At 66.4% G+C, this 13,055-nt stretch carries 6 protein-coding genes; 3 read left to right on the plus strand and 3 right to left on the minus strand.

The annotated features are described in order from the left end of the window. Positions 1–50: 50 nt before the first annotated feature. Positions 51–3,350, plus strand: a complete 3,300-nt coding sequence (locus GE073_RS10415) for a DEAD/DEAH box helicase (RefSeq protein WP_153783425.1) — start codon at positions 51–53, stop codon at positions 3,348–3,350. A gap of 97 nt (positions 3,351–3,447) precedes the next feature. Here the strand turns inward: GE073_RS10415 and GE073_RS10420 are convergent, their stop codons facing one another. Then, the gene (locus tag GE073_RS10420) at positions 3,448–8,997 is read right to left on the minus strand and encodes a beta strand repeat-containing protein (protein WP_416362103.1); all 5,550 of its coding nucleotides are present in this window, start codon (positions 8,995–8,997) and stop codon (positions 3,448–3,450) included. 1,193 nt (positions 8,998–10,190) lie between these two features. Between GE073_RS10420 and GE073_RS10425 the strand changes: the two genes are divergently transcribed. Next, entirely contained in the window at positions 10,191–11,306 is a 1,116-nt protein-coding gene (locus tag GE073_RS10425; RefSeq protein ID WP_028599601.1) for a glycosyltransferase family 2 protein, read from the plus strand. A 137-nt stretch (positions 11,307–11,443) separates the two neighbouring features. Continuing rightward, on the plus strand, positions 11,444–12,187 hold the full coding sequence (locus GE073_RS10430; protein ID WP_052333397.1) for a C40 family peptidase: 744 nt from the start codon (positions 11,444–11,446) through the stop codon (positions 12,185–12,187). Between the two features lie 86 nt (positions 12,188–12,273). On the opposite strand, the gene GE073_RS10435 is transcribed toward GE073_RS10430, so the two are convergent. Together GE073_RS10435 and GE073_RS10440 are read right to left on the minus strand one after the other, a co-directional pair. Further along, the gene (locus tag GE073_RS10435; RefSeq protein ID WP_028599602.1) at positions 12,274–12,720 is read right to left on the minus strand and encodes a ribonuclease domain-containing protein; all 447 of its coding nucleotides are present in this window, start codon (positions 12,718–12,720) and stop codon (positions 12,274–12,276) included. Further along, positions 12,717–12,992 (minus strand): barstar family protein, encoded by a 276-nt coding sequence (locus GE073_RS10440; RefSeq protein ID WP_028599603.1) that lies wholly within the window; start codon positions 12,990–12,992, stop codon positions 12,717–12,719. Before GE073_RS10440 ends, GE073_RS10435 begins: the two co-directional genes overlap by 4 nt. Positions 12,993–13,055: the final 63 nt, after the last annotated feature.

Below are 13,055 nucleotides of genomic sequence, written 5' to 3' on the forward strand. Positions count from 1 at the left end.
ATCGGAGGTGGACTTGCCGCAGGGAGCGGCAAGAGAGAGGAGGGGGAGCCATGCACAAGCCCGCATGGAACGAGGCGGAAATCGAGCGCAGCTGCGGCAAGCTGTCCAGCCGCAAGGGCAGGCAGCTCGCCGAGCGCGGGCTTGTCGCCATCCGCAGCGGCAGTGCCGGCTCGGACGTGATCCGGGCGGAGGTGCTCGGCAAGCCTGTCGCGCATGTGGAGCTGCGAGTGAAGCCAGGGAGCCTCCCCGAAGCGTCCTGCAGCTTTTGCCTGGACATCGGCTCCTACGGCCAGTCATGCAAGCATGTCGCGGCCGTGCTCTATGCGCTGCGCCGCGGCGAAGGCGCAGGTGCGCCGGCCAAGCCGTCGTCGTCGGCGGCAGCGGGGCCCGGCCCCGGCGGCGGGGAGCGGACGGCGACCGAGCGCGCGCTGGACAGCCTGAAGCAGGCGTTCCAGCGGCAGCCGCGTCCCGGCAGCGGCTTGTCGCGGCCGGCGCTGTTCGATGCCCGCGAGCGGCTGGAGCTGCGGTTCGACTTCGAGCCGCGCGCGAGAAGAGGCGAGCCGCTGCTGTGCGTCGGCCTGTCGGTGCGGCTGGCGGACGGCTGGAAGCCGATCTACCGGCTGCGCAGCTTCCTGCGCCGGATCATGGAGAGCCGCAAGGCGACGATCACCTCAGCGGAGGCGTACGATCCGGATAGGCATCGGTTCGAGACGGCTTCGGCGGCGCTGCTGCGCGGGCTGGCGCGGATCGCCTCGACCGAGGCGCTGCTGCGGGCGGACGGCTCCGGCCAGCCGGGAGAGCGGGAGGACCGGCTCGACATCCCGCCCGGCGACTGGGACGAGATCGTCCGGCTCGCGGAGGCCTGCTCCGAAGCCCGGCTGCACGGCGGCGACCGGCCCGCCCCGTTCCGGCTCGACCGGAGCGAGTCGACGGGGCTGCGCTTCGGGCTGGAGACGGCGAGCGATGGCGGAGGCGTGCTGACGGCCAGCGGCCTCGATGCGCTGCTGGCTCTGCCCGCGTACGGCGCCGCGCTGGGGCATGGCCGGCTCATCGCGCTCGGGCACGAGGGCTGCGGCAGGCTGACGGCGCTGCAGGAGCTGTTTCGGCCGCTGCCGGAAGGACGGCTCTCGCTCTCCCGGCCGCAGCTGGAGGAGCTGGCGCGGCATGTGCTGCCCGGCCTCGGACGGATGGCGGAGGTGAGCGTGAGCCCGCAGATGGCGCAGCGGCTCGATCGTCCGCCGCTCAAGGCGAGGCTGTATCTCGACCGGGTGAAGGACCGGCTCGTCGCGGATCTGGAATTCCGCTACGGCGACATCGCGATCGAGCCGCTGCGCGAAGGGGACGAGCCCGCCCATGGCCGCATCCTCGTGCGCGACCGGGAAAAGGAAGCCGACATCCTGGACCTGATGAAGGAAGGCCGCATGACGCTGACCGAGCAAGGCTGCAGCCTGTCGAGCGAGGAAGAGGAGTTCGCCTTTTTGTACGAGATTCTGCCCCGGCTCGAGCGCTTGGTCCAGGTGTATGCCACGACGGCGGTCAAGACGCGGCTGCATCCCGATCCGCCGCCGCACATCCGGGCGCAGCCGGACGAGCGCACCGACTGGCTGGAGTTCCGCTTCGAGATGAATGGAATTCCCGAGTCGGAGATCCGCGCCGTGCTGCAGTCGCTCGAGGAGAAGCGGCCGTACCACCGGCTGCGCAGCGGCGCGCTGCTGCCGCTCCGGTCGGAGGCGTATCAGCAGCTGGTCCGCTATATCAACGAGACCGGCTTTGCGTACGCCGAGCGGACCGCCTACGGCTACCGGGCTCCGGCCGCTGCCGGCGTCTCGCTGCTGGAGGAGCTGGCCGGCAGCCCGCTCATGGAGACGAGCGCGGAGGCGGAGCGGCTGCTGCAGGAGCTGCGCCATCCGGAGCGCAGCGCGGACTTGATCCCGGAAGGCTTGAATGGCGTGCTGCGCGACTACCAGAAGGCCGGCTACCGCTGGCTGAAGGCGCTGGCGCGCTACCGCTTCGGCGGCATTCTGGCGGACGAGATGGGACTCGGTAAGACGGTGCAGGCGATCGCGTTCCTCCTGTCGATCCGGGAGGAGATCCGGCGGACGGGCCGGCCGGCGCTTGTCGTCTGCCCGTCCTCGCTCGTCTACAACTGGGCGGCCGAGCTGGAGCGCTTCGCTCCCGGGCTGAGGGCGGTCGTGGCCGACGGGGCCAAGAAGGAGCGGCTCCGCAAGCTCGCGGCGGCCGGCACCGGCGAGGCGGACGTCGTGATCGCCTCGTATCCGCTGCTGCGGCTGGACGCCGAGAGCTACGGGGCTCAGCCGTTTGCGGCGCTGCTGCTCGACGAGGCGCAGACGATCAAGAACGAATCGACGCAGACGGCCCGCGCCGTGTCGGCGCTGACGGCGGAGTACCGCTTCGCCATGACGGGCACGCCGGTGGAAAATCACGCCGCGGACCTGTGGTCGATTTTCCACGCGGTCTTTCCAAGGCTGCTCGGCTCCAAGCGTCAATTCGAGGAGATGCCGCGCGAGGAGCTGGCGGCGAGGACGCGGCCGTTCCTGCTGCGCCGGCTCAAGCGGGACGTCATCCGCGAGCTGCCGGACAAGATCGAGACGCTGCACAGCGCCGAGCTGCTGCCGGAGCAGAAGAAGCTGTACGCCGCCTACCTGGTGCAGCTGCAGCAGGAAACGCTGCGGCATATCGACAAGGACGAGCTGGAGCAGAACCGGATCCGCATCCTCGCCGGCATCACGCGGCTGCGGCAGATCTGCGACCACCCGGCGCTGTTCGTCGAAGGCTACGAAGGCGGCTCCGCCAAGCTCGAGCAGCTCGCCTCGCTCGTCCGCGACGCGCTTGAGGCGGGCCGGCGGCCGCTCATCTTCTCGCAGTTCACGTCCATGCTCGCGCTCATCCGGCGTCGTCTGGAAAAGGAAGGGCTGGACTGCTTCCAGCTCGACGGCTCGACGCCGAGCCGGGAGCGGGTGGAGCTGTGCCGCCGCTTCAACGAAGGCGAGCGCGACGTCTTCCTGCTGTCGCTGAAGGCGGGCGGCACCGGACTGAACCTGACCGGCGCGGATACGGTCATCCTGTACGACCTGTGGTGGAATCCTGCGGTCGAGCAGCAGGCGATGGACCGCGCGCATCGGATCGGGCAGCAGCGGGTCGTGCAGGTCATCCGCCTTGCGGCGCGCGGCACGATCGAGCAGAAGATGCATGAGCTGCAGAGCCGCAAGCTGCGGATGATGGAGGAGCTCGTCCGGCCCGCAGGCGCGGAGGAGGGAGCCGAGGCGCTCTCGGATCGAGAGCTGCTGGAGCTGATCAGCGTCGTGCCGCGTGCGGGCGGACGGATCTAATCTTTTGAAAATGCAAGGACCCGAGATGAGGCAGAGCCGGCTCTGCATCGTCTCGGGTCTTTATCTTTTGCGCATCGGCGGCCGTCCTCATCGGAAATCAAGCCATCTGATGGATCGCCCAGGTGGAGACGTTGGCGGAGGCACCGCCGAGGTTGAGGTTGACCGTGAGGCCGTTGGCGACATAGTAGATGCCGATGACGTCGCCGGCATTGAGCTGGTATTCGCCGGCCATCGTGATCGTCGCGGAGCCGAGGATCGCCCGCAGCGTCAGCAGGAGGGCGATGTTGACGTCGAGAACCGGGAACAATCCCGTGACGAGAACCGTCGAGACCGGCGACGTGCGCTGGATGACGAAAGCCGGCGTCACGCTGGAGCCGAGAGAGACGCTGAGCGACGCGGTCGTCGAGTAGCTGATCGTCGCCTCGATGGAGTAGCGTCCGGTCACGGGCACCGTATAGTTGCCGCCCGTCGGGTCGAATCCGGTGCCGGGGTAGAACGGCGACGCGGTGCTCCAGCCCGTCAGCTGCGTGCTGCTCGACGACGTGCTCGGCGTTCGCGTGGCGGAGAAGCCGTTCGAGAGGAAGTTAGGTCCCGTCGCGCCCGTGATTCCGGTCGCGCCCGTCGGGCCAGTGAATCCGGTCACGCCCGTCGCGCCCGTGATTCCGCTCGCTCCGGTGAAGCCAGTCGCACCTGTTGCTCCGGTCGGACCTGTCGGGCCGGTAGGTCCAGTCGCGCCGGTGGCGCTTGTGGCTCCAGTGGATCCGGTCGCTCCTGTAACGCCCGTAGCGCCGGTCGTCCCCGTAGTGCCGATTGGGCCTGTTGCCCCGGTCACGCCCGTCGTGCCAGTGGACCCAGTAACTCCAGTAACCCCAGTAACCCCAGTAACCCCAGTAGCCCCAGTAGCCCCAGTAGCCCCAGTAGCCCCAGTAGCCCCAGTAGCTCCGCTGGGACCCGTTGCGCCGGTGGTCCCGGTCGTCCCCGTCGCGCCTGTAAATCCAGTCGCACCCGTAACTCCGGTGGTGCCAGAGGCTCCAGTAACCCCGGTTGCCCCAGTGGCGCCGGTCGTCCCCGTCGTGCCCGTAAAGCCGGTCGTACCAGTAGCGCCTGTAGCTCCAGTTATTCCAGAAACCCCGGTCGTTCCGGTCACGCCAGTAGCGCCGGTCGTCCCCGTCACGCCTGTAGATCCGGTCTCTCCAGATATGCCGGTGGCTCCGGTCGCACCAGTCGGGCCTGTCGTTCCTGTGGCGCCCGTAAAGCCGGTCGCCCCGCTAGGACCCGTCGTCCCCGTCACGCCAGTTGTACCAGTAGCGCCGGTCACACCAGTAGCGCCGGTCACACCAGTAGCGCCAGAAACTCCAGTTGCTCCGGTCGTTCCGGTCGTTCCGGTCGTTCCGGTCGGACCGGTCGCTCCGGTCGTCCCCGTTGCGCCTGTGAAGCCCGTCACACCAGTAAGGCCCGTTGCGCCAATCTCGCCAGTAACGCCTGTAGCTCCTGTTGGTCCCGTCGCGCCTGTTGCGCCTGTGAATCCCGTCGCCCCCGTCACACCAGTAGTGCCAGTTGTTCCTGTAGAGCCAGTAGCGCCGGTCACACCAGTCGTCCCAGTAAGGCCAGTTACCCCGGTCGTCCCCGTCGTGCCCGTAAAGCCCGTCGCACCAGTAGCGCCAGTCGTCCCGGTCACGCCAGTCACGCCAGTCACGCCAGTCTCGCCAGTAGGCCCGGTCGTTCCGGTCGCACCCGTGGTGCCAGTAGCGCCGCTAGAACCCGTCGCGCCCGTAGAGCCCGTCGCTCCGGTCGCGCCAGTTGCACCAGTTGTCCCGGTAAGGCCAGTTACCCCGGTTACGCCCGTGTCTCCAGTTGCCCCGGTCGAACCTGTCACACCCGTGATGCCAGTAGCTCCGCTAGAACCCGTCGCTCCCGTAAAGCCAGTCGCTCCGGTCTCCCCAGTTGGACCAGTCGTCCCCGTAAAGCCAGTCACTCCGGTCACGCCAGATGCCCCGGTCGCACCTGTCGCCCCAGTGTCGCCAGTGACTCCGCTCAAACCCGTAACGCCAGTAGCGCCTGTGATTCCAGTCGCCCCAGTTGGACCAGTCGTCCCCGTAAAGCCAGTCACTCCGGTCACGCCAGATGCCCCGGTCGAACCTGTCGCCCCAGTGTCGCCAGTGACACCGCTGGAGCCCGTCGCGCCAGTATCACCAGTGAAGCCGGTCGCGCCCGTAAAGCCAGTCGCTCCGGTCGCACCTGTCACACCCGTGATTCCAGTCGTACCTGTAATTCCAGTTGCACCAGTGGCCCCGGTAGGGCCTGTCGCGCCAGTAGCGCCAGTCGTACCTGTAAGGCCAGTTACTCCAGTCGCGCCAGTGTCGCCAGTTGCCCCGGCAGGACCTGTCGTACCTGTGGTGCCAGTAGCGCCGCTAGAACCTGTCGCGCCAGTGAAGCCCGTCGCACCAGTAGCACCAGTAGCTCCGGTCGCCCCAGTCGTCCCCGTTAAGCCCGTCGCCCCGGTCACGCCCGTGTCGCCAGTAGGCCCGGTCATTCCAGTCGCCCCCGTGGTTCCAGTAGCACCGCTAGAACCCGTCGCGCCCGTGTCGCCCGTAGAGCCAGTCGCTCCGGTTGCACCAGTCGTCCCCATGTCACCAGTCGCCCCGGTCACGCCCGTGTCGCCAGTAGGCCCGGTCGTTCCGGTCGCCCCCGTGGTTCCAGTAGCTCCACTAGAACCCGTCGCGCCCGTCTCGCCAGTGAAGCCGGTCGCGCCCGTAAAGCCAGTGGCCCCAGGCGAACCAGTCGCACCTGTGGTGCCACTAGCCCCGGTCGCACCTGTTACACCTGTGGTTCCAGTGGTTCCGCTAGAGCCCGTCGCGCCCGTAAAGCCAGTAGCCCCGGTTGGACCTGTCGCACCTGTGGTTCCAGTAGCGCCGCTAGAACCCGTCGCGCCCGTGTCGCCCGTGGCCCCGGTCACGCCAGTGTCTCCAGTGAAGCCCGTTGCACCTGTAAAGCCGGTCGCACCTGTTACACCAGTCGTTCCTGTAAGGCCAGTTACTCCGGTTGCGCCAGTGTCTCCAGTCGCGCCGTTTAAACCAGTCGCCCCCGTGATCCCAGTAGCACCGCTGGAACCCGTAGCGCCAGTCTCACCAGTGAAGCCCGTTACACCCGTAGAGCCAGTCGCTCCGGTTGCACCAGTCGTCCCCGTTAATCCAGTCACTCCGTTTACGCCAGTCGCCCCGGTTGAACCAGTCGCCCCCGTGGTGCCCGTAGCGCCGCTGGAACCCGTAGCGCCAGTGAAGCCAGTCACCCCCGTAAATCCAGTTAGCCCGGTCGCTCCAGTGTCTCCAGTAGCGCCCGTCGTCCCTGTAAAGCCCGTCACCCCGGTCACGCCAGTTGCCCCGGTTGGACCAGTCGCCCCCGTGGTTCCAGTCGCGCCAGTGTCTCCAGTGAATCCGGTCGCACCTGTAAAACCAGTTGCACCTGTCGCGCCGGTTGCGCCAGCAGCCCCGGTCGCACCGTTAGAACCTGTCTCGCCTGTAGCGCCCGTCGTCCCTGTAAGGCCAGTTACTCCTGTCGAACCCGTGTCGCCCGTGGGCCCGGTCGAACCTGTTGCCCCCGTGGAGCCAGTAGCTCCGCTAGAACCCGTCGCTCCAGTCTCGCCAGTGAAGCCCGTCGCACCTGTAATGCCCGTCGTTCCCGTGGCCCCGGTTGGACTTGTAGCGCCGGTCGCTCCCGTCGCGCCTGTAAAACCGGTTACGCCAGTGGCCCCAGTCATGCCAGTCGCACCAGTATCGCCTGTAAAGCCGGTCGCACCAGTAGCGCCCGTCGTCCCTGTTAAGCCCGTTGCCCCGGTCACGCCCGTGTCGCCAGTTGCCCCGGCTGGACCTGTCGCCCCCGTGGAGCCAGTCGCTCCGCTAGAACCTGTCGCGCCTGTGTCGCCCGTAAAGCCCGTTGCACCTGTAATACCAGTTGCACCCGTGGCCCCGGTAGGACCTGTTGCGCCTGTAAAGCCGGTCGCCCCGATCGAACCTGTCGAACCCGTGTCGCCCGTGGCCCCGGTTGCACCTGTCGCCCCCGTGGAGCCAGTTGCTCCGCTAGAGCCCGTCGCTCCAGTATCTCCAGTGGAGCCCGTCACGCCTGTAAAGCCAATTGCGCCTGTCGCCCCAGTTGCACCAGTCGTCCCTGTAAGGCCAGTCACCCCGGTTGCACCCGTAAAGCCCGTCGTCCCAGTGGCCCCGGCTGGACCTGTCGCCCCCGTGGAGCCAGTAGCTCCGCTAGAACCAGTCGCGCCTGTGTCTCCAGTGAAGCCCGTTGCACCTGTAAAACCAGTTGCACCTGTCGCCCCGGTAGGACCTGTTGCGCCTGTAAAGCCGGTCGCCCCAGTTGCGCCAGCAGCCCCGGTCGCACCGCTAGAACCAGTCGCACCAGTAGCGCCCGTCGTCCCGTTAAAGCCAGTTGCTCCTGTCGAGCCAGTGTCGCCAGTTGCCCCGGTCACGCCCGTGTCGCCAGTTGCCCCGGTCGAACCTGTCACACCCGTGTTTCCAGTAGCTCCGCTAGAACCCGTCGCGCCCGTCGCGCCAGTAAAGCCAGTAGCACCCGTCGTCCCCGTAAGGCCAGTTATCCCGGTCGCTCCAGTGTCTCCAGTGAAGCCCGTCGCACCTGTAAAGCCCGTCGCTCCAGTGGCCCCGGTTGGACTCGTAGCGCCGGTGGCTCCCGTCGCGCCTGTAAAACCGGTTACTCCGGTTACGCCCGTTGCCCCAGTAGCGCCTGTCGTCCCTGTTAAGCCAGTAGCCCCGGTCGCACCAGTGTCGCCAGTAGCCCCGGTCGAACCAGTCGCTCCAGTAGTCCCAGTAGCTCCACTAAAACCTGTCGCGCCCGTGTCTCCAGTGAAGCCCGTCGCACCCGTGGCCCCGGTTGGACCCGTGTCGCCAGTAAAGCCGGTCGCGCCAGTTGTCCCGGTAAGGCCCGTGGCTCCGGTCACGCCCGTGGCCCCGGTCGCACCTGTCGAACCAGTCGCGCCTGTGGTTCCAGTAGCTCCGCTAGAACCAGTCGCGCCCGTGTCTCCCGTGGCTCCTGTCGAACCAGTCGCACCCGTGATTCCAGTGGCCCCGGTTGAACCCGTTGCACCTGTAAAGCCGGTCGCACCAGTAGCGCCCGTCGTCCCTGTTAAGCCCGTCGCGCCCGTAAGGCCAATGGCTCCGGTCGCCCCAGTTGCCCCAGTAAACCCAGTCGCCCCGGTCATGCCCGTGTCTCCGGTTGCGCCGGTCGAACCTGTCACACCTGAGGATCCAGTAGCGCCGCTAGAACCCGTAGCGCCGGTCGACCCAGTTGCACCCGTTGTCCCGGTAAAGCCGGTTATTCCGGTCACGCCCGTGTCGCCAGTGGCCCCGGTCGCACCTATCGCACCTGTCGCACCCGTGATTCCAGTCGCCCCGCTAGAACCCGTAGCGCCAGTGTCGCCAGTGATTCCGGTCGCACCTGTCGCCCCCGTGATTCCAGTCACCCCGGTCGCACCCGTAGCGCCAGTATCGCCAGGGAGGCCAGTCGCACCTGTAATACCAGTTGCGCCAGTAAAGCCGGTCGCCCCGGTCGCGCCGGCTGCCCCGGTCGCACCGCTAGAACCTGTCGCGCCTGTGTCTCCAGCGAAGCCAGTCGAACCCGTGATTCCAGTCGCACCCGTGGCCCCAGTTGCACCTGTCGCACCCGTAGCGCCAGTCGTCCCCGTAAATCCAGTTGCTCCTGTCGAGCCAGTGTCTCCCGTGGCCCCGGTAGAACCGGTCGCCCCAGTGACGCCAGTAACTCCGCTCGCACCCGTAACGCCAGTCGCGCCAGTGAAGCCAGTCACCCCTGCGACTCCGCTCGGACCCGTAGCGCCGGTCGCCCCGGTTGCACCCGTGGTCCCCGTAAAACCAGTCACCCCGGTCAAGCCCGTGTCTCCAGTCGCCCCGGTTGCGCCAGCAGCCCCGGTCGCACCGCTAGAGCCAGTCGCGCCCGTGTCTCCAGCGAAGCCTGTCGCACCTGTGATGCCAGTCGCACCCGTGGCCCCAGTCGCTCCAGTCGTACCAGACACGCCAGTAGCACCAGTATCGCCTGTAAAGCCGGTCGCCCCGGTAGGACCTGTTGCGCCCGTGTCTCCAGTCGCCCCGGTCAAACCAGTCGCTCCAGTAGTCCCAGTAGCTCCGCTAGAACCTGTCGCCCCAGTCGCACCGCTAGAACCTGTCGCCCCAGTGACGCCAGTAACTCCGCTCGCACCAGTAACGCCAGTCGCCCCAGTCGGGCCCGTAGCGCCGGTCGCACCCGTGGCTCCGCTCAAACCAGTTGTACCTGTCGCCCCAGTAGGGCCCGTCGCTCCTGCAACACCAGTCGCCCCCGTCGCCCCGGTGCTGCCCGGAGGCAGCAAAGGCACGATCAGGCCAAGCTCTTCATTCACCAGCGCCTTGATTTTTCCGGCATCACAAGGCCGGCAGGGAGCCTTCGGCCGCCGCCGCTTCCTCTGGCAAGGCTTCATGCCGCCGCTCGGCCGAGTCGCCTTGCGTCGCTTGGGCTTCGCGCATGCCTTCCGGCCCTCCGCCTCGATAAGCCGCTCCAGCTTTCGCGCCAGCTCTTTTCCCGACCAGCGCTTATCCGCCAGCGTAGCAGCGCACCGAAGCAGCCTGCGCAACGATGGGCGGGATTTGAATCGTTTCTTGCCGCGCCTTGAAGGGGCCACTCTCCGCCGCTCCTTTCTAGCTGCCGAGCGCTCGAGAGCGGTCGGTCCTTCGATGTTGCCTGTATATGCGGCACGAGGCCGGGAGGTGAAGCCGCGCTAGGCATGGAGAGCGGAGAATGCGAATACGGTGGAGACAGGAGGGATGAGCTGTGATCACGATCAGCCTGTGCATGATTGTCAAGAACGAGGAGGCGGTGCTGGCACGGGCGCTGTCCTCCGTCCGGGAAGTCGTGGACGAGATCGTCATCGCGGATACGGGCTCCGAGGACCGCACCGCAGAGATCGCGGCCTCGTTCGGAGCGAGAGTGGAGCCGTTCGAGTGGATCGACGATTTTGCCGCCGCGCGCAACTTCTCCTTTTCTCATGCCAAGATGGACTACATCCTCTGGCTGGACGCCGACGACTACGTCGAGCCGCAGGACGCCGAGCGCCTGCTGGAGCTGAAGCGGACGCTGGACCCTTCGATCTGGCGGGTGACGATGCCGTACGTGCTCAGCCGCGGGGCGGATGGGGAGCCGCTGTCGAGCCTGCGCCGCAACCGCATCGTGCGCAGGGATCGCGGCTTCCGCTGGATCGGGGCGGTGCATGAGTATCTGGACGCCTCGGGACCTCATCTGGACGCCGATGCGGCGGTGCAGCACGGCAAGGACAAAGCCTATACCGACCGCAACCTGCGCATCTACCGGCAGCGGCGGGAGCGGGGAGAGGCGTTTTCGGTGCGCGATCTCTATTACTACGCCAACGAGCTCAAGGATCACGGCATCCATGACGAAGCGGCGATCCATTACGAGACGATGCTGCGGACCGGCGAAGGCTGGGTGGAGGACAATCTGCAGGCTTGCATGAAGCTCGCGGCGTGCTACGAAGCGCTCGGGCAGCCGGAGCTGCGGCTGCAGTCCGCCTTGCGCGCGCTTGCTTACGACAAGCCGCGGCCGGAAGGCTGCTGTGCCATCGGCAACGCCTTGTTCGACAGCGGCAGCTACGGCATCGCGGCCTATTGGTACGAGCAGGCGCTGAAGGCGGATTGGCCGTCGACGATGGGCTTGTCCGATCGTACGGCCGGCACCTGGTATCCGCATCTTCAGCTATGCCTCTGCTATGACCGGATGGGGCTGTACGCCAAGGCGCATGAGCATAACGAAGCTGCGCTGCGCCTATTTCCGGATCATCCGAGCATGCTGCACAATCGGGCCTACTTCCGGCAGACGCACGGTCTGGCAGGCGACGGGGAGGCAGGAGAGGAAATAGAGGAAATGAAAGGTTAGAGCTTTCTCATTTATTTCTAACAAAGGGCGGCCGAGCCAAGCCGTCCTTGGTTTTCCGCTCTTTGTGGAAAAATATAGGGCGATTCATTTCTGGTATGCTCAGGGTACAACTTGCACCCAAGGAGGAAGCATCCAGAATGAACAATAGTTGGGCAAGCCGAAACAAGATCAAGGTGGCGCTGAGCGCGGCAATCGCTTTTGGAGCCGTAGGCGGGGCCTGGATTCCCGCCTCGAGCACCGTTTCGGCGGCGGCATCCTACGAGACCAAGATTACATATGGCGTCAACATGAGGGTTCAGGCCAGCGCCGGATCGGACAAGATCCGCATGCTGAAAAAAGGAGAGCAGGTCCACGTCGTCGGCCAGGCGAACGCCTACTGGCTGCATGTGCTGACGCCGCGAGGCGAGAGCGGCTATATTTCCTCCTCCAGCCAATATTCGACCTACTCGGGACCGAGCGGCTCGACCGGCGGCACGACGTCCCCAGGCGTCTCCTCCAAGCGCGACCAAGTCGTCTCGATCGCGCAGAGCTATATCGGACGAGTCAGCTACGGCTACGGCGTCCGCAACGAATCCCGGCTCATTTTCGACTGCTCGTCGTTCACGCAGTTCGTCTACGGACAAGCCGGCGTCAGCCTGAAGTGGGGCACGAGCGTGCAGAAGAGCCAAGGCCAGGCCGTCAGCCGGGCCAATCTGCAGAAGGGCGACCTGATCTTCTTCGATACGGTCGGCTCAAACAACGGCGTCATCAATCACGTCGGCATCTACATGGGCAACGGACAGTTCATCCACAACACGCCTTCGGCGGACGGGGTGGCGATCCACAGCCTGACGAGCGGCTGGTGGAAGGACCGTTACGTCTCCTCGCGCAGCGTGATCTGAGCAACAACAAGCGGCGCATGCAAAAAAGCAGCTCCTCGCACGGCCGGAAGACGGCCGCTCGGGAGCTGCTTTTTTTCATTCTGCGATCAAGGAGCCGTCCATTCCCGGAACGACTTGTAATGGTCCTCGGTGACGTAATAGAGGCCGTCGTTGGAATAGACGACCCGCTTCGCGTTGCGGCAGCCCGACTCGTACTCGGCATCCGCTTCCCGCCAGATCCGGCCGGACTTGGCCGGCAGCAGCCCCTCGCGGTTCTGGAAGCGGTCGCCGCCGATGCTCGCTCCGGGCAGCACGTCGGCGAGATTGCAGGACTTGGCGTTCCAGCCGCGCTTCCGGGCCTCGGCCTTGGTCAGGAAATGCTCCGGCAGCTCGCCATGCTCCCGAAGATGGCCGATGATCGTAGCGAAGCTGTTGTCCGCGCCGTCTGCTCCGGAGCCGCCGCGGGCTGCGTCCTCCGTCCGCAGGGCGCAGCCCGCGGCCAAAAGGACAGCGAGCAGCAGCAGGCAGCCTGCGCGGAACAAGCGGAGCTTCATTCGACGCTCACCTCGAAGCCGTCCAGCTCCGACTCGACGTCCTGCAGCAGCTGCAGGAGCGCGCGCGCGGCATCCTCGCCGAGACGAACCCGGCTTTCCTCGAAGCGCAGCCACCGCAAGCGGAGCGGCGGCGCGGCATAGTCGCCGAGGCAATCGTAGAGAGCGTCGAGGTTGCGGCCGTAATGCTCCGGAAAGCCGAACTGCTCCGCAAACCAATCGTGAATGTCGTTCCATGCCTGCAGCTTGCTTCCGTCCAGCAGCAGCTCTCTCATGTCGAGACCCCCTTTTCCAGCCTGCATGGCAAGGGACTTGCCGTTTCCGGCAAGTCCCTCTCC

Origin of the sequence: Paenibacillus sp. B01 (assembly GCF_009649995.1) — a bacterium.
Taxonomy (GTDB): Bacteria; Bacillota; Bacilli; order Paenibacillales; family Paenibacillaceae; genus Paenibacillus_O; species Paenibacillus_O pasadenensis.